Genomic DNA, 21,460 nt, shown 5'->3' on the forward strand with positions numbered 1-21,460 from the left:
ATTATGATTGAAAAAATTGATTTTATACGAGATTTTGGAATATACAAGAACTATTCTTGGAATACACAACAGGATATTCCACCATTCAAACAAAAGAATATTCTTTATGGTTGGAACTATTCCGGAAAAACCACTCTATCTAGGGTTTTTAGTTCATTAAGAGAAAAGTCAATTTTTCCAGATTATGTTGATGGAGATTTTAAAATTACCTTAAAGGAAGGTAGTAGTTATAATAAAGGAAACATAGGTGTGTTTCCTCATCCAGTAATAGTATATAATTCAGATTATATAAAGGAAAATTTAAGTTGGGAAAAAGATGATGAAATAAACACCATTTTATTTAAAGTTGGTGAAGACGCTAAAAGAGCAAAAAAGATAAAAGAATTAAAGAATAAAATTGAGCAAGTTGAAGGTACAGACTCTATTAAAGGGAGGAAAGAACCATTTTTAGATGATATTGCATCATTTAATGATTTTGAAATTCATCAATTTACCGAAGAATCTAGAAGAATAAAGAATGATATTTTTTCGAGTATAGTTGATTTTACGAAGAGAGATTTTAAGAGGCAACTTCCTTTAGTAATTCAAAATTTAAGTTCTTTTATTTTAAAAGATATAGTAGTTAAAAAATTAAGTAAAACGGTAAAAATTGAAGAACCAAAGCCTGAAATAAATAAAGTTGAAATCGAATTTAAATTACCGGAATTAATTAATGAAACCAATGATATTCTGTCAAAAACCCCTAAAAAAAATGATGTAATTGCCGTTCTGGAGAGAAACATTGAAGCGGTTAAATGGGTCAAAAAAGGGTTGGAGTTGAATAATATAGGAGAGGATTGTTTGTTCTGTGGTAATTTGATTACTGAAGAGAGGATTATACTTTTAAATAAATATTACGAAAACTATGGGTCAAAACTTAGAGAAAAAGCTAAAGAGGTATTAGATAAAATAGTTGTTGAAAAAGATAAAATTGAAAATCTTGATTTTCCAAAAAGTATTCAAGATTTGAATGATGGTTTTCAAATAGAATACAAAAAGAGTAAAAGTCATTTCGATAAATTTTCAAACCAGTATTTATCTAAATTAAAATTATTAGAAAAAAGGTTAAATCAGAAAATTACTAATAAATTATATAGAAAAATCCTCGAAGTTTCACTATATGATACCAATAAAATTGAAAAGCAGCTCAATACCCTAAATAAAATTATAGATTTAAATAATAATTTTAGTATGGATTTTGAGAATTTAATTAAAGGTGAAAGAATTAAATATATCAATCACTTAGTTGCAAAATATCTCAAAGAAAACAACTATTTGCAGAAGAAAAGCAGAAGAGATAAGGCAATTGTAAAGATTGAATCTTTAGATAAAAAAATAGCTGCTTTTCAAACAGAAATTGATCGTCTTGAAGCAAAAAATGATAGTGGAGAAGAGGGAGGAATTCAATTTGAATATTTTATCAAAAGTTTTCTTGGAAAAGATGACATTAAAATTAAATACCATTCCGAAACGAAAAATTATAGTTTATCCAGAAATGGAAAGCTAGCTTCCAATTTAAGTGAAGGAGAGAAAATGGCGATTTCATTTTCCCATTTTCTTGTAACCTTGAAAAGTTTTAAAGATAAAGATGAGCTGAAGGACTATATACTTTTTATTGATGATCCAATGTCTAGTTTAGATGGCAATCACATTTTTCAAATTAATGCTCTGCTCAAAGATTTTCTTTATGAAGAAATTACAAATCCACAAAATGCAAAACAAATGATGCGGGTTCAAACTTGTCTTCAATTATTCATATCTACACACAATTTCGAATTTTTTAATCTATTAAAAGAACTGCCGACAATTAGAGGGTTTAACTATAAAAATTATAGCACAAAAAAAGAATCTAGATATTTCATTCAGCGAAATGGAGATAATTCCAAAATAATCAAGCTTCCAAAAGTTTATGATTCATTTAAATCTGAATATCATTACTTGTTCAAGGTTATTTATGAGTTCAACGAAGACCCAAACAATACCACTTCAGATATTTTGATGTTAATGCCAAATGTTTTACGAAGATTCTTAGAGATTTACACACTGGCTAAATATCCAAGTGCGGATGAAGTAGATGTGAGATCAGATATATTATTTGGCAAAGTAGCATCCAAACGAATATGTAAGCCTTTTCATTATTTTAGTCATTTTAACAATATCGATAGAATAGGTAGACAAAGTGAGTTTTTAGCAGATGTAACTAAAGCTAGCAATGAATTAATAAAGCAAGTAAAAAAAGACACCAAACATTTTAAAGCTCTACAAACTGTAATTTCATAATCTAAATTATGCCTAATATAAAACTCAACCAAAAGCTTAAACGCGTAGAACTCCAAAAATTTGAGCTGGATAATGAAATCGTGTTCAACTACTTTGATAATCTACCCGCCTCAGAGCGAGATGATAAACTTGTACGTGCGCTGTATATTGGTGTCCTAGCTCTTATGGAGGATCGCTTGTCCTCGTTTTTGTCTAAAACCTCCAACGAGTTGGGTACCGAACTGGAAAGCCTAAAAATGATCTTTGAGATGAAAAAGGAGCTGTTTTACAAAAGCACCATCAAAGGCTCCTTGGCAGAAGATGATATTGCCGATTTCTTAAATGAGTATTTTAAAAGCAAACGTATGGCAGATAAAGCATTGCTTACAGGCAATGCCGCTGGCGCCCTACCCCGTAATAAAACGGGTGATATTATTTGTGAAGTAAATGGCTCACCAGATTTAAAAATAGCCATAGAGTGTAAGTTTGACAAAAGCGTAAAGTTGGGAGATATAGAAGGCAAAGACCTTTTTATACGAAAGACAGATACCGCCTGGAGCCAATTAATAGAAAGCAATGCCAACCGAAACTCCAAAGTAAGTATTATCGTTTTTGATATTTCGTTGGTAGACAATAGCATCTTAAAGTTCAACGAATACGTAGGCTTTATTCCTGAGATTGGTTTCATCGCTATTATAGATTCACAAAAAGGTGATTATACCAATCTAGTCATTGCTTATATGCTTGCCCGTGATATTGCCATAAACGCAAAAACACTAGAGCTAGATAAAGATATTTTAAGCATTTTAGTTACCCGTATTTTAAAGGATATTGGGGAAATAAAAGCCATTAAGACCTTGGTAGAGCGCAACATCGACACCAACCGGGAAATTTTAAAGCAAATTGAGAAATCAATGTTGTTAATGGATTTTAACCAACGGTATTTGAGTCAGTTCCTTGAAACGGGTACCCTTACTAAAAAAGACCTACTTGACTTTTATATGGGAGAGGAAGTGAAGGACCAATACAAGTTGATTGAGAAGGAGATAAATGAAATGTAAATTGTTTGAAAATGGAAGAAATAGAACAACTATTAGCGATTGCAGAAAGCTTGAGAAATCAATATAATAGAGGATTTTCAATAGATGGAAATATTGTAGGAGATATTGGTGAAGTACTTGCACAACAAAAATATGACCTTGAATTATACGATGCTAATCATCCTATCCACGACGGCTATACCCCTAATGGACAAAAAGTACAGATAAGAGCTACGTTAAAGAATAAGTGTTATTTATCTATTAGAGAAAATAATAGACCCGATTATTTTTTGTTTATTCATATTGAATCAAATGGCGAAATTGATGAAATATACAATGGCCCTGCACATTATGTTTATAATGAATATAAAACTTATGGAAAGACAGATGAACAAATTGCTCTTTTAAATGACGCTCAAAGAGTCATTAATGGGAACGCTGCTGGTTACGCTAAAATTTCTTCAAATAGACTGAGGCTGATGAATACAAACGTAGACATCAATGAAAAAATTGAAGAACGAGCATGAACGAAAACCATTTAAGACTTAAACATTTTTTAGAATCTGAAACTATTCCAAAAATAAAAAAGCAACCTAAAACTTTTTTAGGGATAGCCAAGCAACCGCATTATGAGAATGTGTTGAGTAATATTCTTGCTTTCTATTTTAATGTTGGTGAAACACATAGGCTTGGCGATCTATTTATTGTTAGTTTACTGGAACTAATTACAGAACAATTTGATGAAACTAGAAAGGATTTTGATGGGTTTTCAGACTTCCATGTGGAAACTGAAACCACAACCAATAAAGGGGGGAGAATGGATTTGCTTTTATATAACGATGAAAACTGTATTATTATAGAAAACAAGGTATACCATACATTAGGTAATGATCTGGATGATTATTATAATTCACAGATCAAAAAATATAATAAAAACAATATTGCTGGTGTAGTACTTTCGTTATTTCCTATTTCATTTATTTCCCACCCTCAATTTATCAACATAACACACAAACAATTACTCACCAGGGTAATGAAAAATATAGGCGGTTACCTATTAGATGCAGATACGACTTATATTGTTTTTTTAAAAGACCTTTACCAAAACACCTTGAACTTAAGCACCAAACAGATGAAGCCAGAAGATATTCAATTTTATAAAGAGCATCGTGATAACATTCACCAAACGGCTCGATTTCTAAACCGACTTAAAGACCATGTTAAAAAAGAGGTTGAAGCAGCGTGCAGTTTATTAAATGGGGAATCTGAATATTTAAACTTGAAAGGAACAACCAGTAATAGATTACGCTACTACGAATCAAAGGCAAACCCCGATTTAATGTTTACCATCGGATTCGACAGATTATATATAGATAACCATAAAGATATTTGGATTGTGGTAGAATTAAAAGGAGATGCGTTGCTCGACAGGTCTATTTATAACCAGATTGATTTCTATGCTGCTGAAAAACAATTGATTAATAATAACTTTTATAGTGAAAGTAAAACTGGATGGGCACACTTTGCATTCAAATCCTACCCATATGAATTAATTGATTTTAATGATTTAAGAAATTTTATTGTTCAAAATATAGAAGGAACTCCTTTGCTTTCTATTTTTAATAAATTAAATGCCTTCCTTACAAACCATAACAATTAAGGTATGTCAAAATTCACCGAAGCTAAATTAGAATCCGCCTTTACAGAACTATTAGGTCTGGAAGGGTATCCTCATACCTTGGGGACTAGCTTGCATCGCGATGAAGGTGACGTCCTTATTGAAGAAGATCTGCGGAATTATTTGCGCAATCGACATCAGGAAAACCAGATTACTGAAAGTGAAATAGATGCAATACTCCTTCGCTTAAAAAGTTTGCCTTCGTCAGATTTGTATGAGAGCAACAAAATTGTGATGCGTTTGTTGAGTGATGGATTTATTTTAAAACGGGAAGATCTAAAGCAAAAAGATTTTTATGTACAATTAATAGATTACCGCGGTTTAAACGCCCATAGAATCATTGAAAACATAGATTACATAGTAGCTGAAGAAGAACCAAGTTATAGCAACCCTCAAAATATTTATAGGTTTATTACACAGCTAAAAATAGTTGAGCACCACCCGCCGGGTCGCATTCCTGATGGTATTCTTTATATTAACGGTATTCCCGTTGTGATTTTTGAGTTTAAGACCGCTATACAGGAAGATTGTACCATATTCGATGCCTACCAACAAATAACGGTACGGTATGAGCGGGATATCCCAGAATTATTTAAATACAATGCATTTTGCGTCATTAGTGATGGCGCCAATACAAAAGCAGGTTCTTTTTTTGCACCCTATGAGTTTTACTATTCCTGGCGCCGTGTGGCAGGTTTAGCAAAAGATGTAGATGGTATCGATAGCCTTTTTACATTGGTACAGGGTATGTTACATCGCGATAGGTTGCGAGATGTAATCCGCAACTTTATCTACCTGCCCGATAGTTCCAAAAAGGATGAAAAAATTGTTTGCAGATACCCGCAGTATTATGCTGCCCGTGCTTTGTACGATAATATCTTAAAAGCACAACAACCCGCTGGGGATGGAAAAGGAGGCACCTATTTTGGTGCCACGGGATGTGGCAAGAGTTTTACCATGTTGTTTTTGGCGCGATTGCTAATGCGTAGTGTTCATTTTGAAAGCCCCACCATTGTGATGGTTACAGATAGAACAGATTTGGACGATCAATTAGCTACACAATTTACAAATGCAAAACAGTATGTGGGTGACGATACAATTGTAAGTGTAGAGAGCAGGGCACAGTTACGTGAATATTTGCAAGGAAGAGAAAGTGGAGGTGTATTTTTAAATACCATCCATAAGTTTACAGAGGATACTCAATTATTGACCACCAGAAATAATGTAGTGTGCATTAGTGATGAGGCCCATAGAAGCCAGATAAACTTAGATCAAAAAATTACGGTTACAGACGAGGGTATCAAAAAAACGTATGGATTTGCGAAGTATTTGCATGATTCATTGCCCAATGCAACCTATGTTGGGTTTACAGGAACACCCATAGATGGAACATTAGACGTATTTGGCGACATTGTAGATACATATACCATGACCGAATCTGTAAAAGACGAGATTACGGTTAGGATAGTATATGAAGGACGTGCTGCAAAAGTTGCTTTGCACAACAACGAACTTGCCAAAATTGAAGCATATTACGAAGAAGCTGCCGCCGCTGGAGCTAATGAGTACCAAGTAGAAGAAAGTAAAAAGCAGTCGGCAAGTATGAACGCTATTTTAGGCGATCCCGACAGATTGGAGGCAATTGCTAAAGACTTTGTCGTTCATTATGAAAAACGAGTAACAGAGGGCGCTACTGTGGTTGGTAAAGCTATGTTTGTATGCAGCAGCAGAAGTATTGCCTACGAATTATATAAGAACATAATAGAGTTACGTCCGGAATGGGCTGAAATAAAAGTAGCTGCTGATGGTATCGTTTTAACTAAAGAAGAAAAGAAAAAGATAAAACCCATTGAGCGTATTAAAATGATTATGACACGTGGTAAAGATGACCCGAAAGTGTTATATGAAATGCTTGGCACCAAAGAATACCGAAAAGATCTTGACAGACAGTTTAAAAACGAAAAATCAAATTTTAAAATTGCTATTGTTGTAGACATGTGGCTCACAGGTTTTGATGTTCCTTTTTTAGATAGTATTTATATAGACAAGCCCATACAACAGCATAATTTAATACAAACGATTTCCAGGGTAAACAGAAAATTTAAAGGAAAGAATAAAGGGCTGGTTGTAGATTATATTGGTATAAAGAAGCAAATGAATTTGGCGCTTGCCCAATACAATAAGGGCGACCGCGAAAATTTTGAGGATATTGCTGAATCGTTGGTAATCGTGCGAAACCATTTAGATTTGCTCGCTAAAATTTACCATAAATTTGATTCAAGTAATTATTTCAAGGGTACACCCCTGGAACAGCTTAACACATTGAATAAAGCGGTAGAATATGTCATGGTTACCAAAGAATTGGAAACCCGTTTTATGGCATTAGTAAAGCGTTTAAAAGCTGCCTATGATATTTGTTCAGGAAGTGAACAAATCACACAGAAAGAAAGAGATTTAACCCATTTTTATCTTGCTATTCGCTCTATAGTATTTAAACTAACCAAAGGTGAAGCTCCCGATACTGCACAAATGAATGCTAAGGTTAGAGAAATGATAAAAAATGCGCTCCAAAGTGAGGGCGTTGAAGAAATATTTAAAATGGGAGATGAAACTGAAGCTGCCCAAGATATATTTGATGAAGCTTATCTGGAAAAAATAAACAAGATAAAACTACCTAATACCAAAATCAAACTCTTACAGCAATTACTAGCCCGGGCCATTGGGGAAATGAAAAAAGTGAATAAAGTAAAGGGTGTAGATTTTTCAAAAAAAATGGAATCACTAGTACAACGCTATAATGAACGCAAAGAAGATGACGTATTCCGCAGTGAGGTATATGAAGAAATGGCTGATCAGCTTACAGAACTAATATGGCAGGTGCACAGTGAGTTTTCAGCAGGAGATGACTTAGGGATTGACTTTGAAGAAAAAGCATTTTATGACATACTAAAAGAATTATGTCTGAAATATGATTTCCGCTATCCTGAAGATAAACTAATTAATTTAGCTCAGGCAGTTAAGGATCTGGTAGACGAACAAGCGAGATTTCCAGATTGGAGCAAGCGAAGTGATATAAAAGCAGCATTAAAAGTTGGTTTAATCTTGCTTCTTGACGATCACGGATACCCACCAGTAGAACGTGATGAAGTATATCAAGATATCTTTGAGCAAGCGGAAAATTTTAAAAAGAATAGAAATCTTTAATTTTTTTGACTAAAAGGTATATTTAAAACAACCACTGTTTTCTAACTAGTCGATATAACAAAGAAAATGCTAAACGACCTCGCCAAAAAAATAAACCAACATCCCTTTATCCATATCAAAATAAGGGGCTTTCCCATAATGGTCTGGTTCTAGATTATTGATCCGGTGGTATCGCTTTAAGTGTTGGCTAATTTTTTGAAGGTCACCTTTGGTCGCTGGCCTATCCTCATCTTTGGTCAATATTCTGGAGAGAACATCTACGGCAACGACTCCAGCAGCTGCATTCCCGATACCAGCAAAGCTCATCTTTTCTATTTTGGTCTTTTTTTTGGTGGGAGCAGGTTCAGAAGGTGCATTCAAGGTTGCAACTTTCTTGGTTGTCGTACGTTGGTGATATGCCTTGGATCTGCAACTATCACTACAATATTTCTGGACCCTTCTTCTCTTTGGGATAAATTTCCCATAGCAATAATTGCAGGTATATCTATGATTGTTCGTATCATGAACGTTTGTTTGACGCATAATTATGTCTTTTGAGTTGGTTTTCTATTTTTGAATACGGTCCTGAGGATAAATGCATCCGCCTCTGCCCTGCCCAACGAGCACCTTTTTTCCAAAGGTTGGATTTCCCCATCCGAAATGGTAGATCTCATCATTTCCAACAGGGACTTCTGCTCTTCCATGGGAAGTGCCCGTACGATGCTGAAAACTATATTGGCGTTCATTTTCTACTTTTGTTATCCTTGCGCACAAAATGCTGAAAATAAAATTGGACGGGGGAGCTTTCGGTAGCTTTTGGTAGGAAAAGATAGGAAAAGGTAGGAAAAGGTAGTTTACTGGTGTTTTCTTATGGTTTCTTGAATCGTTCTGGTCAAGATATGATTCAAGATTTCTGTCCCGGTCCATTGAGAATCTCTAAGACCTATAATATATTTATAGCTCCCAAAAACAACCAGAACTGAAAAAATTGAAGTAGGCATCCATCCATCGCATAAAAAACAATCAGGACAATAGTACCCATTCCATCTAGAATGTTTTCTTTGGGGGAGCGACCAAGGGTAACGCGACGATCTATCTATTGTCACTGTTTGAGATAGTCGGAGTAATCTTCCGGTAGTGCGGCATCTATGTCACGGAGGTATTTTTCGAGCGCCTGCATACTCGAATGGCCCGTTATGAGCATCATCCTGCTCTTTACCTCAAAGGGTGTCGCACCCTTTATCATTTCGCGGTAGAGCCGTGTGATGAACGTGTGCCGGAACGAATAGAGCCCGTAATCCCTGCCCAGCCCAAAATGTTTCTTTACCACCGTATTGAAGCGTTTGGTGAAATGGTCGCGGCGGTTGACAGGGGTCGCATCCCACTCGCCACCGATACCGTCCGGAGTGAACAATATGTGTTCCGGGTCCATCCCGGAAAGGTCGGGGATGGATCTCAACATGATATCCGGTATGATCTTGATCTTCACGGGCTTGTTCTTCGCACGTACATACAGTCGCTTTTCCCTGACATCGACATCCCCTACGCGAAGGCGGCATACCTCCACGGGGCGCAAAAAGTTGAACGAGATGAACTGGACGAACAACAGGAGCAACCTGTCGTTCTTTTCGAGGTATCCGTAGATCTCCGACTGTTTTGCATCCGAATAGGTCTTGTGGCGTTCCGGACGGGTCTTCAGTACATTGATGGATTGTACAAAATTGACGGGGATGACATCATTGTCCACAAGGGTCTGGAATATACTGCCGAGCTCCACACGGGTATTGTTGCGCGTACGGGCACTGGAACGCTCTAGTACCTCGTTGAGGAAGGATACGACGTCCTTCTTGGTCACCTGTTCGATAGTCACACCCTTGCCCACATTTTTCTCCAACCAGCGCTCGAACTGTTTGGTCTTGTTCCTATAGTTTACGATGGTCGATCTTGCCACCACATTTTCCTTGATGGCGAGGGCCTTTTCAAATGCCCTGCCGATGGGCATGCCCTTTTTCCTTATTTCCGTTACAGGTGTGTTAGCGACCTGCACCGTGGGTACATTTTCCTTGGTATCCTGCCCCGGGTCGTGTTCCGGGATTTGTTCCGGCGCATAGGGATCGTACCCCTTTTTCAGGAAATCCGCCAGACTGCGCCGCAACATGGTAAGTACCTCCAACCGCTCCCCTTTTGTGGAATAGCTATTGGCATTTCCGTAGACGGGATTCTGCCGTTCCATCTTCCCCGTAACGGGGTTGCGGAAGGAGAAATATACGTACCATCTCTTGCTCAGGTCGCCCTTGGCGTCGTAGATCTTTGGTTGTGAAAATTGTTTCTTTTTCTTCAAATCGTATTCTAAAACGTATTCCAAATCGTATTCAAAGGTAAGAAAAGTCGACAATGATGACATAAAAAAAGCGGTTTAGCTTTCGCTAAACCGCTCTGGTATTGGATTTCTCCTTAGTAGCGGGAACTGGACTCGAACCAGTGACCTTCGGGTTATGAGCCCGACGAGCTACCTACTGCTCTATCCCGCGATATGTGTTTCCAAAAATTTCACTTTAGCTTTTAACAATCCGGTTCATAATGCCGGCAGAAATATTGGACTGCAAAGATACAAGGATTTTAAGAAGTTCCAACAAATTGAAGGAATTAATATTTAAATATTTCATAAATATAATGTCCGAATCAAAAGGTTCATTAACTTTAATCTATGAACAAAACATTACGCTGGATAATCTACATCACACTCACATTAATCGCCCTTTATATCATTGGGCTAATTTCGGTCAATGGAATAATTAAAGGAAAAGTAGAGAACTTTTTGGCAACTCGTTTACCTGCAAATATTCAGCAAAAATATGAGAATATGACCCTCGACACTTTTGAAGGCACCATAACGCTAAGCAATGTTGAAGTTTCCATTAGCGACCAAACCTCAAAAGTAAAACATACTACTGTTAATGTAGATTCATTTATTATTGAAGATGTGAGCTACTGGCAATATCTATTCAACAAAAAGATAGTTATCGAAGACATCAAACTTAAAAAACCACGAATCACCTATTACAAAGATGTGTATCAACAACCAAAAGATTCCGCAGTAAAAAAAGAACCACTCAAACTTTATAAAGATGTTATCATAGAAGAGTTGAGTATCGACAATGCAACATTACATATTTACGACAAAAGCAAGGACAGCCTGTTTTTATATGCCGAAAATGTTACCGTGGAACTTGATGATATTCTCATTAACCAACAAACATTGACAAAAAAAATACCTGTAGAATTTAGTGATTATGAAGCCGAGTTGGATTCTCTTTTTCTGAAATCTAACAAATTTGAAAACTTAAATGTTGGAAAATTAATCGTTAAGGACAAACAAGTCACCATCAACAATATCTCTTTAAAAACAAAATATTCTAAGGCACAATTGTCTCAAAATATAGCTACGGAAAGGGATCATTTCAACCTCTTAATTCCACAACTTAAAGTTGACGCAATAGATTTCGGCTTTAAAGAAGGTGAGCTCTTTGTGAAAAGTAACATGATAACTCTCAAAAATCCAACAGCCACTATTTATAGGGATAAACTAGTGGCAGACGACCCTAAAATAAAGCCTTTGTATAGCAAAATGCTCAGAGATTTACAATTCGCATTAGCAGTAGATAAAGTTAATATAGAAAACGCTGCTATTACTTATCAAGAAAAAGTAAAGGCCGGAAATGGTGCCGGCGAAATTAACTTTGACAAATTCTATGCTTCTATTTTTAACGTGGGGAATGCATATGAAAAAAATGTTGAAACCCAAATTAAAGTAAAAGCTAATTTTATGAGTGTTGCTCCTATCAACGTAGACTGGAGTTTTAAAGTTCATGACCCAACAGATGCATTTATCTTTAAATTTGATGCCGCTTCATTGCCAATAGAAAGATTAAACAAGTTTACAACGCCCAATTTAAATGTAAATATTGAAGGGAAAATAAGTAAGGTTTACACAACAATTTCAGGAACTTCAAATGCATCACACGCAGATATGAAATTGGATTACGATGATCTAAAAGTCAATATATTAACAGAAAATGGCTCTAAGAAAAATAAATTGCTTTCGGCTATTGCTAATATTTTTGTGAAGAAAAATAGTGACAATGAAGCTGATGGGTTTAGAGAAGGAGTGGCAAATGTAACACCGGATAAAACAAAATCGGTTTTCAATTATGTGTGGCTCAACATTAAAGGTGGATTGCTTGATGTGCTTACCGGAAACGGAAAAAAAGACTAGCTCATATCAGAAACCCAACTCAAAGCATCTAATCTATCCTCGATAGCAAAATGTTTTATTGTTGAACTAAGAAACAGTTTTTCAAATGCAACACAAGCCTTCGCCCATTTCATGTCACTTACAATGGCAATCTTATTAATTTGCAGAGCATGTTTGTGTTTAAAATAAATTTGCTGAATTACGGCCGAAAGGGTGAAATTCTCAATGCCATCATCTTCCAAGAACAAATTGACAGCACCATGTTGATTTATTTTATTGAGGATAACTTCTTCTAATTCATCGACAGCTTTTGTATTAAAATCACCATCTATTAGAAAGCCTATTGTTTTTTGAGAAAAAGAAAAAGTTGAGAGCATGTGGTTGTATCTTGAGGTTGAGCACAAAACTACAAAAATATATACAACTCACTTATTATAAGCACCTTAAAACAATAGTGAATTTAGATGATTAAATAATTTACAAGTATTCTGAAAAATTATTTTTACAATAAAACCCAACTATTCCTTTGGCTCAGAAATCGACGAAATTGCTTTTAAACGATCACTAACCATAAAGTTTTTTATATTAACTCCTACAAGCACTGTGTCTAAAACACCTAGCGCATGTATCCACTTTCGGTTTGTGACTAATGCAATTTTGTCAAATCTTTTGTGAAACTCCATAGGAAACAATGTTGCAATAACGACAGCATTTAAAGAAAAATGAGTTATGTTATCGTCTTCCACGTATAGATTAATTTTGTCGTGGGTTTCAAATTTTTCTAGAATTTGAGACTTCAATTCTTGAATCGCAGCCTGATCCATCACACCATCAATTATATAACCGACGGTCTCTTCCGAAAAACTAAAATTTAAAGTCATGTTTTGGGCTGTTGTAAAGTAAATCTAAGGAAAATATCGAGATACAAGAAATTCCAAACACTTTATTGTTCAATACTTTCAGCATTAAAATACTGCAACTCCATATTTTCAAAAGAGGTGGTAATTTGTATCGGATTACAACACACCTCGCAATCCTCCACATAACTCACACTAGCAGAAGGATCTAGCAACATAGAAATTTCTTCCCAACAATACGGACATTGAAAATAGTGCTCGTGCATAATTTTGAATTAGATAATCTTTTCTTCGGAAATATTAGATCTTTAAATTAATTACCATTGATGAAATAACAGAATGAATGCCACACCTAAAAGTCGACATTCAACAATTGCCCCGACAATTGGAGCACTTGCAATTCAGCCAACTTAGCTTGATATTTCGCTAGGTTTTTATTCGTCTTTGCATTCAAAAGATTGACTTGCGCCTGCCTTAATTCCACAGATGAAATTTGCCCTAGTTTATAACGCTCGTTGCTTCTCTCAAAGTTATTTTCGGCAGTTACAACATTCTTTTCCTGTAAATCAAAAATCTGCAATCTGTTCAAATAATCGCCTTCGGCATTTGCAATATCGCGCTTGATCTCTTTCTTAAACTGCTCTTGAAATATCTCTTGATTACTAATCGCAATTTTAGAATTCTTTACTGTCGTTATACCGCTACCACCATCAAACAAACTCCAAGTTAAATTCACTCCCGCCGAAAATCCCGTGGACGTACTCGACGCAAGAAAATTCGTCGCTGGAAAATTACCTTCATTCCAGCCGTAAGAACCTGTCAAGCCAACAGTAGGGAGAAAAATTGACTTACTCGCTCTGTAATTAAGTGTACTTATATCCTTATTTTTCTGAGCTTGCAACAACCGCACATTACTATTTTCAACATCCCTTACATATTCATTCAAGACTAAAGAAGGTATAAAAACAACTGTGGTATCAACCGCGAATGTTCGTTCTAATTCTACATTAGCAACTACGTTTAAATCTCGTTTTGTATTTGACAAAAGCTGTCTCGCGTTCATTAAATTAATACTGTCTGTAACAATATCAACTTCAGCATTGAGAACATCAAGTTTATTGTTTTGTCCATATTCAAATGCGTATTGAGCGCGTAGCAACCTTCTTTTTGTGTTTGAAAAAGTTTCCTCTAGTACTGTAATGTTTTCTGTGAGCCGTGCTACTTCATAATAGACTGTAAATAATTGGAGTACAGAAGTCTCAATCGTTTCTCTTGTTTGGAGTTCGCTCAAATTGTATTCTTCTTTTAAAGCCTTGTAATCGTAATACCTTCCTAATCCATCAAACAATGTGTAGTTCAAATTAATAGAAGCGTTATATCGTGTAGTTTCAGCACCATCCACAATATTTGCTGTTCCATCTTGAAAGGTAGCATCTTGATCCTGCAGATCATAACTCGCGCCGGCATTTCCCGTCAATGATGGAAGATAGCCAGAGTTTAATATATTTTGATTGTTATCAGCAATTTCCAGATTGTTGTTAGCAACTTGAATTCCGAAATTATTCTGCAACGTTTCGGCTATTGCTTCTTGTTTTGTGAGCACTTCAAGTTCCTGTGCAGTCACATTTCCGAAACACAACAGCATAAGAATTATCAATACATTAATGTTCTTCCGCATTTTTCTCTTTTATTGCACGTTCTACTTCTTCTCTACTTACTTTCTTTCCTGTTGCCAGCCATTTACTACGAGCCTTAATTGTGTTTGTTGTTGACAATAAAACGGGCAATATAAGCAACGTAAGCACGGTTGCAATCCCTATCCCATAGGCTATGGAAATTGCCATGGGTTTTAAAAATTGCGCTTGTCTACTTTTCTCCAATAGTAACGGGGCGATTCCCGCAATTGTAGTCAGTGATGTTAAAAATATGGCTCTAAACCTTGATTTTCCCGCTTCAAATAAGGCATCGTCAAAATGCATTCCTTCCTGTAAAAACGAATTAAATTTACCGATTAAAACCAACCCATCGTTGACCATAATCCCAATCAATGCAATAATACCAAGCATTGAGAGAATGTTTATTGGGAAATCATGCACGTAATGCCCCCATGCCACAGCGATGAAACTAAATGGTATCAATAACATTAATAATAGTGGCTGACTGTAACTTCTAAAAGTAAATGCAATCACCACATAAATTAAAAATAAAATTACAGGAACGGCAGTTTCTGCAGATTTTGTGAGTTTGTTTGCTTCTCTATTTTGCCCTTCATAAGAAACAGAAACCGTTGGGTATTTTGATAAAATTTCAGTCATGGCATTTGACTTGAGATCATCTAAAATTTCCGTAGGGCTTCCTTTTGGGTCTTTAAGATCTGCGTTTACTTGAATTTCTCGTTGTCCATTTAAGTGGCTAATACTTTCATCGCCACGCTTAATGGTGTACGTTGCAATTTCAGCAAAAGGAACTCGTTCTCCCGAAGCCGTGACAATGCGCATATCGTCAAGATCATTAATCGACTCTCTGTTATCCCTATCGTAGCGCACCCAAACTCTAATTTCATCTTGCCCTCTTTGAAATCTTTGTGCCTGTAAACCAAAAAATCCAGCTCTCACTTGGCTCATCACCGAAGCTAAATTTAGACCTAACGAATATGCTTTTTCCTTTAATACTACATTGATCTCTTTAATTCCTTCAGGGTCTGTATCAGATACGTCGGCTAGTAATGAGTTGTTTTCTAGAACTACTTTTAGCTCTTCTTTTGCTAACTTTAATTCTTCTGTATTATTACCTAATAATGAAATTGAAATAGGACTTCCACCAAAATTTCCACCAGAACCAAACGTGAGTCTTTCAACACCAAACACCTCACCTACTTGTTCCCGAATAGCATTTGTAATGTCTTGAGAGGCAAAATCTCTTTCTTCACCCGGCAAAAGGTTTACATTTAAGGATGCCTTATTATTCCCTGGCCCCACACGTTTAATTATATTTTCAACGACTTGCTTATTGCCTGACTGCCTAGACGTAAAATCTTTATTTACCTCCCAAGCAGCGCTCTCAACTGCGGTAATAATCGAGTCTGTGATTTTTGGGTTTGTACCTTCTGGCATCAATAAATCAATGCTCACACGGTCACTCGCAATACTAGGAAAAAAAGCTCCTCTAATAATTCCTCCTTTGAAAGAACCAATAGTCAAAATCATTAACGCCGCTAGTATCGCTATGGTTAAAAAACGTTGGTCAAGTACAAAACGTAATACCGGACTGTACAAATTATCTCTCAAGTAACGCATAAAGCGATCTCCATATTCATTAAAAACTCTTAATTTGAGAAATAATTTTGCAATTCCCTTTTTCTTGTTTTGAATTTCTTGCGACTCATTTACCAAAGCTTTAGAGTGTGCAATGTGCGCTGGTAAAATTATCAAGGCCTCAATGAGTGAAACAACCAAAGTTAAAATAACGACTACGGAAACTTCACTAAAAAACTCCCCTATTCTTCCATCTAAAAACAGGAAAGTAGAAAAAGCCAAAACAGTAGTAAGAATTGCTGAAATTATAGGCGGTAAAACTTCGACAGTACCATCAATAGCTGCTCTTACGGGGGTTTTTCCTTTTTCGTAATGCTGGTATATATTTTCTGCGATAACGATACCGTCATCAACTAGAATACCAATAACGATAATCATTCCGAATAAAGAAAGAACATTTATAGTAACGCCAAATTGCGCCGCAAAGATAAACATCCCTAAAAAAGAAATGGGCAATCCAAAGGCAACCCAAAACGCCAATCTCGTATTTAAGAAAAATGATAAGAAAAGTAAAACCAACAAAATACCTACCGCTCCATTCTCCACGAGTAATTTTGTTCGCTCATTGAGACGGATAGATGAGTCGCTCACCACATCAATCTTTACGCCCGTATATTTTTGGTTGAATTCATCAACATACTCATTCACTTGATCTGCCGTCGTTAATAGGTCTTCGCTATTTGTATTTGTAATTTCTACATTTACTGCAACATTTCCGTTAAAGTAAGATGCGTTGGGCGTTTCAGAAAATCTATCGGAAACCGTTGCTACATCTTGCAATTTTACGACTGTACCATTGTTATTTGCTCTAACGACTAAGTTGTTCAGCTCATTTCCGTAGTAATTACGGTTATTGGCGCGAATTAAATAATCTTCAGAGTTTGTTTTGATATTTCCACCTGTGGTTAAAATATTTGCCTGGGATACAGCTTGAGCAACTTCAGTAAAACTTAAATTGTACGCTAATAAATCATTCTCTCTTACGGCTATTTCTATTTCTTCCTCGGGATACCCCGAAATGGTAATTTGCGAAATCCCTTCCATGGCACGCAAATCGTTCTCAATTTGACGCCCTATTTGTTTTAATGAAACTAAATCAATCCCCTCACCACTTATTGCAAAATCAATAGTTTGCCTTATTCTTTCTTGTTTTGCAACAACGAGAGGCTCCATTCCTGTTGGGAAATTTGGCACTCTATCAACCGCATTTTTTACTTCGGCAACCATAACGTTGATATCCTCGCCGCTTTCGATTTCTATGGTAATACTACCGCCGTTTTCTCTTGATGTTGAAGTTACTCGTTCAACACCAATCAATCCTTTTAAATTGTCCTCAATTTTAAGTATAATTCCTTCCTCGATTTCTTCTGGGGCTGCTCCTGGGTAGGCAACACTTATCCCGATAATTTCAGATTCCTGTAGGGGGAAGAACGAAGATTTTAATTGCAACAATCCCACAACGCCGAAGATGACGAAGGCTATGATTACAACATTTACAGCAACATCGTACTTTATGAAATACGTGATTATTTTTTTCATAATTCCTCGTTGCTGTTATTCTCCGTTGTTTCTTCAGTGGATTCTTTGTCTATTTTCACCAACATTCCTGAGTAAGCACCAGGTACTGACTTTGATAACAATTTTGTTCCATTGGGCACTCCTTGAACCACTACTTTATCTGGCGCAAAATAAACAGGGTTTACTTCAATAAGGTCTAAAATACTATCCTTGACAATATATACCTGATTTTCATTGACTAAAAGTTTTCTTGATATTTCAATGGCATTGGGTTGTTCTCTAGCTTCTAACTGTGCTTCTAGATACATTCCTTCTTTTAGGTTTTCACCCTTTACCTCTACAAACACTTTGATGGTTTGCGTGGCTTGATCTATTCGGCCATTAACCCGGCTCACTGTACCAACATACATTTCGTCACTGTCTGGAACCGAAAGTTTAACATCTTCTCCCACTTTCAACAAATCGCTATATACTTTTCCTATCGCTAATTCTACTTCAAAAACCGAAGTATCGATAAATTCGCCTAATTTTTGTCCTGGACGAATAAGCGTTCCTTTTGTCACTAATGCTTCGGTCAAGACACCGGTAAACGGTGCCGTGATACTATATTTACCAAGACGTTGTTCTAAATTTTTAATATTATAATACGCAGCTTGCAATCCGCGACCGGTAATGAAATAATTTACCTTTTCCGAAGTAATTTCAGGTAAAGCAGGAAGCGTCTTTGATGGATCTAGACTATTTAAATAACGCTCCCAAACTGGAAAGGCATCTGGATAGTCCAATCGCAGATCAGGCATTATTGATGTTACAAGATTTCTGAAGTCACTCTTGGATGCCTGCACAGATGCATAATATTCTGCTGCGTCAAGGCGGATAAGGCTTTGCCCTTTTTTGTATTCCTGTCCAGATTTAAAGTCGTGCGCACTGTATTGAAAAATACCTTGATTATCGGCATAGAGCTCTAGTCTATTTTTGGCTATTAACGTTCCGTTTGTAGGTATAATGATGGCAACTGTATCATTCTCAACCGTTTCAACAAAAACAGTTTTCACAACTTTCTCAATTTTAGGTTTAGGTTTGTTGTTGTTATCAATGATGTATTTGGCACCAAAGATGGCACCAACTACCAATACTACACCAATAATGGTCAAGGTAATGTTACGCATGAGCTGTAAATGAATGTTAGTTTCCAAAAATACAGTTACAAAAGAACGCTCAGCGTTAAAGGTTTCTTAATAAACTACCTATCTATCCCAAATCTTCCAACTCCAAAGTCACATCCTCCCATTCTCCCATTAATGAAGACACCTTCTCTTTCTTGGCTTGATATTTTTTAAAGAAGTCTGGCTTGGCAATTGTCTCATCATAATTGATGGCTAGTTCCACATCAATCTCTTTGATTTCGCGCTCTAGTTTATTAATATCCGCTTCAATTCTATTTAAGCGGTTTGATAAAGATTTTTGTTTCTTTTGATCTTCGTACGATTGTTTACCAGATGTTTGTTTCTTATCCTCACTAGCGACAACAGTTCTTTTTTCAGCTTCACGAAGGTTTTCCAGATTCCTTTTTTCTAAAAAATATTCAATGTCACCAAGATATTCTTTGAGCTTATGGTCTTTAAATTCGTAAACCTTGTCGGTTAATCCTTGTAAAAAATCTCTATCGTGAGAAACCAAAATCAAGGTTCCTTCAAAATTCATCAATGCATCTTTTAATACATTTTTTGATTTAATATCGAGGTGATTCGTAGGTTCATCCATCACTAAAACATTGAAGGGTTGCAACAGCAATTTTGCCAAAGCTAGCCTATTGCGCTCACCACCACTCAAAACTCTTACATATTTATCTACTTCTTCTCCTCGGAAAAGAAACGAACCCAAAATATTACGCACCAAAGGCCTTGTGCGTTCGTCTGCGGCATCAATCATGGTGTCCTCGACAGTCTTTGTGCCGTCGAGGTAATCAGCTTGATTTTGTGCGAAATAACCAATTTCAACATTATGACCCAATTTCATGGACCCGCCGTATTTAATTTCGTCATTGATTATTTTTGCAAGCGTAGATTTTCCCTGTCCGTTTTGACCAACGAACGCTATTTTTGAGTCTCGCTCGATAGTCAAATCAACACCTTTCAATACATGATTATCGCCATAGCTTTTTGAAACATTTTCTATTTCCACTGCAATTTTCCCCGGCACTTTTGAGATAGGAAATTTTAATGACATCACACTATTGTCATCTTCATCCACCTCAATCCTGTCAATTTTATCCAACTTTTTAATAAGCGATTGTGCCATCGTGGCTTTACTCGCCTTTGCTCTGAACTTTTCAATCAACTTCTCTGTTTGCTCAATCTGCTTTTGCTGATTTTTTTGAGACGCCAACTGTTGCTCTCTCAATTCCTGTCTTTGAACCAAATATTTGGTGTAGGGTTTATTGTAATCGTATATTTTTCCAAGTGAAATTTCTATGGTCCTATTTGTAACGTTATCTAAAAACATTTTATCGTGACTTACAACTACCACAGCACCCGTATAACCCTTTAAGAAATCTTCAAGCCACAAAATAGATTCAATATCTAAGTGGTTTGTGGGCTCATCCAGTAATAAAATATCATTGTTTTGAAGTAAAAGTTTCGCGAGCTCAATACGCATACGCCAACCTCCCGAAAATGTTTCGGTAACCTTATCAAAATCTTCCCTTTTAAATCCTAAACCTTGCAAAATACGTTCGGTTTCTCCTTGATAATTATAACCTCCATGTATTTCATATTGATGTTGGATTTCATTTAAATCAATCATCAACTGGTTGTAGCCTTCACTTTCATAATCGGTTCTAGTGGCCAATTGCTCGTTGATTTCGGCTAATTGCGCTTCTAGTTTTTTTATTTCTGTAAATGCTTGATAGGATTCTTCGAGGACTGTTCTTCCTTTTGTAAAATCAATATCCTGTTTTAAGAAACCAATGGAAACTTCCTTATCCATAGCAATAGCACCTTCATCATATTCTTGTTCGCCAGAAATAATTTTCAGCAACGTAGATTTACCCGCTCCATTTTTTCCAACAAGTCCCACGCGCGTACCTCCCGTGAGTTGAAATGTGATTTTTTCAAATAAATATTCGCCCTGAAAAGAGACTGATAGGTTATGGATATTAAGCATTCAATTATAATTATAGCAGGTGGGGTAATTTTGGTGCAAAGATGCCTAATTTTACAACGGTAAAAAAATTGAAGTTCGTTCAATAAAATTTCAAATGGCTGCCTCATAACTCAATTGCTTACCATTTTCGCGGAAGCTATAACCACATAATC

16 protein-coding genes and 1 tRNA gene are annotated in these 21,460 nt (G+C 36.2%); 6 read left to right on the forward strand and 11 right to left on the reverse strand.

Translation table 11 applies throughout. The features are described 5' to 3' along the window. Nucleotides 1-3 precede the first annotated feature (3 nt). The 5 genes from ACSHW7_RS00070 to ACSHW7_RS00090 all read left to right on the forward strand — a co-directional run bounded on the left by ACSHW7_RS00070 (nucleotide 4) and on the right by ACSHW7_RS00090 (nucleotide 8,220). Nucleotides 4-2,319, forward strand: a complete 2,316-nt coding sequence (locus ACSHW7_RS00070; protein WP_435677276.1) for an AAA family ATPase — start codon at nucleotides 4-6, stop codon at nucleotides 2,317-2,319. Between the two features lie 80 nt (nucleotides 2,320-2,399). Next, on the forward strand, nucleotides 2,400-3,359 hold the full coding sequence (locus tag ACSHW7_RS00075; protein ID WP_435677277.1) for a hypothetical protein: 960 nt from the start codon (nucleotides 2,400-2,402) through the stop codon (nucleotides 3,357-3,359). An 11-nt stretch (nucleotides 3,360-3,370) separates the two neighbouring features. Continuing rightward, nucleotides 3,371-3,865: a DUF6998 domain-containing protein gene (locus ACSHW7_RS00080; protein ID WP_435677278.1), complete on the forward strand. Its 495-nt coding sequence runs from the start codon at nucleotides 3,371-3,373 to the stop codon at nucleotides 3,863-3,865. Beyond that, nucleotides 3,862-4,998 (forward strand): PD-(D/E)XK nuclease family protein, encoded by a 1,137-nt coding sequence (locus ACSHW7_RS00085; protein WP_435677279.1) that lies wholly within the window; start codon nucleotides 3,862-3,864, stop codon nucleotides 4,996-4,998. Before ACSHW7_RS00080 ends, ACSHW7_RS00085 begins: the two co-directional genes overlap by 4 nt. Before the next feature lie 3 nt (nucleotides 4,999-5,001). Next, nucleotides 5,002-8,220 (forward strand): type I restriction endonuclease subunit R, encoded by a 3,219-nt coding sequence (locus ACSHW7_RS00090; protein WP_435677280.1) that lies wholly within the window; start codon nucleotides 5,002-5,004, stop codon nucleotides 8,218-8,220. A 69-nt stretch (nucleotides 8,221-8,289) separates the two neighbouring features. On the opposite strand, the gene ACSHW7_RS00095 is transcribed toward ACSHW7_RS00090, so the two are convergent. From ACSHW7_RS00095 to ACSHW7_RS00110, 4 genes are all read right to left on the reverse strand, one after another. After that, entirely contained in the window at nucleotides 8,290-8,742 is a 453-nt protein-coding gene (locus ACSHW7_RS00095; RefSeq protein WP_435677281.1) for a hypothetical protein, read from the reverse strand. A gap of 24 nt (nucleotides 8,743-8,766) precedes the next feature. Then, nucleotides 8,767-8,973: a hypothetical protein gene (locus ACSHW7_RS00100; RefSeq protein ID WP_435677282.1), complete on the reverse strand. Its 207-nt coding sequence runs from the start codon at nucleotides 8,971-8,973 to the stop codon at nucleotides 8,767-8,769. Between the two features lie 328 nt (nucleotides 8,974-9,301). Further along, entirely contained in the window at nucleotides 9,302-10,564 is a 1,263-nt protein-coding gene (locus ACSHW7_RS00105) for a tyrosine-type recombinase/integrase (RefSeq protein WP_435677283.1), read from the reverse strand. A gap of 93 nt (nucleotides 10,565-10,657) precedes the next feature. Then, nucleotides 10,658-10,730, reverse strand: a tRNA-Met gene (locus ACSHW7_RS00110). Between the two features lie 176 nt (nucleotides 10,731-10,906). On the opposite strand from ACSHW7_RS00110, the gene ACSHW7_RS00115 reads away from it, so the two are divergent. Continuing rightward, nucleotides 10,907-12,475 (forward strand): hypothetical protein, encoded by a 1,569-nt coding sequence (locus ACSHW7_RS00115; RefSeq protein ID WP_435677284.1) that lies wholly within the window; start codon nucleotides 10,907-10,909, stop codon nucleotides 12,473-12,475. Here ACSHW7_RS00115 and ACSHW7_RS00120 read toward each other — a convergent pair. The 7 genes from ACSHW7_RS00120 to ACSHW7_RS00150 form a co-directional block, all read right to left on the reverse strand. Next, nucleotides 12,472-12,831, reverse strand: coding sequence for an STAS/SEC14 domain-containing protein (locus ACSHW7_RS00120; RefSeq protein ID WP_435677285.1), 360 nt, complete (start codon nucleotides 12,829-12,831; stop codon nucleotides 12,472-12,474). The genes ACSHW7_RS00115 and ACSHW7_RS00120 overlap by 4 nt on opposite strands. Nucleotides 12,832-12,972: 141 nt before the next feature. Then, nucleotides 12,973-13,335, reverse strand: a complete 363-nt coding sequence (locus ACSHW7_RS00125) for an STAS/SEC14 domain-containing protein (RefSeq protein ID WP_435677286.1) — start codon at nucleotides 13,333-13,335, stop codon at nucleotides 12,973-12,975. A gap of 62 nt (nucleotides 13,336-13,397) precedes the next feature. Further along, nucleotides 13,398-13,577, reverse strand: coding sequence for a CPXCG motif-containing cysteine-rich protein (locus ACSHW7_RS00130; RefSeq protein WP_435677287.1), 180 nt, complete (start codon nucleotides 13,575-13,577; stop codon nucleotides 13,398-13,400). An 86-nt stretch (nucleotides 13,578-13,663) separates the two neighbouring features. After that, nucleotides 13,664-14,989, reverse strand: a complete 1,326-nt coding sequence (locus ACSHW7_RS00135; protein WP_435677288.1) for a TolC family protein — start codon at nucleotides 14,987-14,989, stop codon at nucleotides 13,664-13,666. Beyond that, nucleotides 14,973-18,164: an efflux RND transporter permease subunit gene (locus ACSHW7_RS00140; protein ID WP_435677289.1), complete on the reverse strand. Its 3,192-nt coding sequence runs from the start codon at nucleotides 18,162-18,164 to the stop codon at nucleotides 14,973-14,975. The genes ACSHW7_RS00135 and ACSHW7_RS00140 overlap by 17 nt, the downstream gene beginning before the upstream one ends. Continuing rightward, the gene (locus ACSHW7_RS00145) at nucleotides 18,161-19,339 is read right to left on the reverse strand and encodes an efflux RND transporter periplasmic adaptor subunit (protein ID WP_435677290.1); all 1,179 of its coding nucleotides are present in this window, start codon (nucleotides 19,337-19,339) and stop codon (nucleotides 18,161-18,163) included. Before ACSHW7_RS00145 ends, ACSHW7_RS00140 begins: the two co-directional genes overlap by 4 nt. A gap of 55 nt (nucleotides 19,340-19,394) precedes the next feature. Then, on the reverse strand, nucleotides 19,395-21,308 hold the full coding sequence (locus tag ACSHW7_RS00150; protein WP_435677291.1) for an ABC-F family ATP-binding cassette domain-containing protein: 1,914 nt from the start codon (nucleotides 21,306-21,308) through the stop codon (nucleotides 19,395-19,397). Nucleotides 21,309-21,460 lie beyond the last annotated feature (152 nt).

It is taken from the genome of Patiriisocius sp. (genome assembly GCF_051252435.1).
Taxonomy (GTDB): Bacteria; Bacteroidota; Bacteroidia; order Flavobacteriales; family Flavobacteriaceae; genus Patiriisocius.

Bases quoted from the DNA above. Each gene is read 5' to 3' on its own strand.
- ACSHW7_RS00070 (WP_435677276.1), top strand. From the start codon at position 4: ATGATTGAAAAAATTGATTTTATACGAGATTTTGGAATATACAAGAAC.
- ACSHW7_RS00080 (WP_435677278.1), top strand. From the start codon at position 3,371: ATGGAAGAAATAGAACAACTATTAGCGATTGCAGAAAGCTTGAGAAAT.
- ACSHW7_RS00085 (WP_435677279.1), top strand. From the start codon at position 3,862: ATGAACGAAAACCATTTAAGACTTAAACATTTTTTAGAATCTGAAACT.
- ACSHW7_RS00090 (WP_435677280.1), top strand. From the start codon at position 5,002: ATGTCAAAATTCACCGAAGCTAAATTAGAATCCGCCTTTACAGAACTA.
- ACSHW7_RS00095 (WP_435677281.1), bottom strand. From the start codon at position 8,742: ATGCGTCAAACAAACGTTCATGATACGAACAATCATAGATATACCTGC.
- ACSHW7_RS00115 (WP_435677284.1), top strand. From the start codon at position 10,907: ATGAACAAAACATTACGCTGGATAATCTACATCACACTCACATTAATC.
- ACSHW7_RS00120 (WP_435677285.1), bottom strand. From the start codon at position 12,831: ATGCTCTCAACTTTTTCTTTTTCTCAAAAAACAATAGGCTTTCTAATA.
- ACSHW7_RS00125 (WP_435677286.1), bottom strand. From the start codon at position 13,335: ATGACTTTAAATTTTAGTTTTTCGGAAGAGACCGTCGGTTATATAATT.
- ACSHW7_RS00130 (WP_435677287.1), bottom strand. From the start codon at position 13,577: ATGCACGAGCACTATTTTCAATGTCCGTATTGTTGGGAAGAAATTTCT.
- ACSHW7_RS00135 (WP_435677288.1), bottom strand. From the start codon at position 14,989: ATGCGGAAGAACATTAATGTATTGATAATTCTTATGCTGTTGTGTTTC.
- ACSHW7_RS00140 (WP_435677289.1), bottom strand. From the start codon at position 18,164: ATGAAAAAAATAATCACGTATTTCATAAAGTACGATGTTGCTGTAAAT.
- ACSHW7_RS00150 (WP_435677291.1), bottom strand. From the start codon at position 21,308: ATGCTTAATATCCATAACCTATCAGTCTCTTTTCAGGGCGAATATTTA.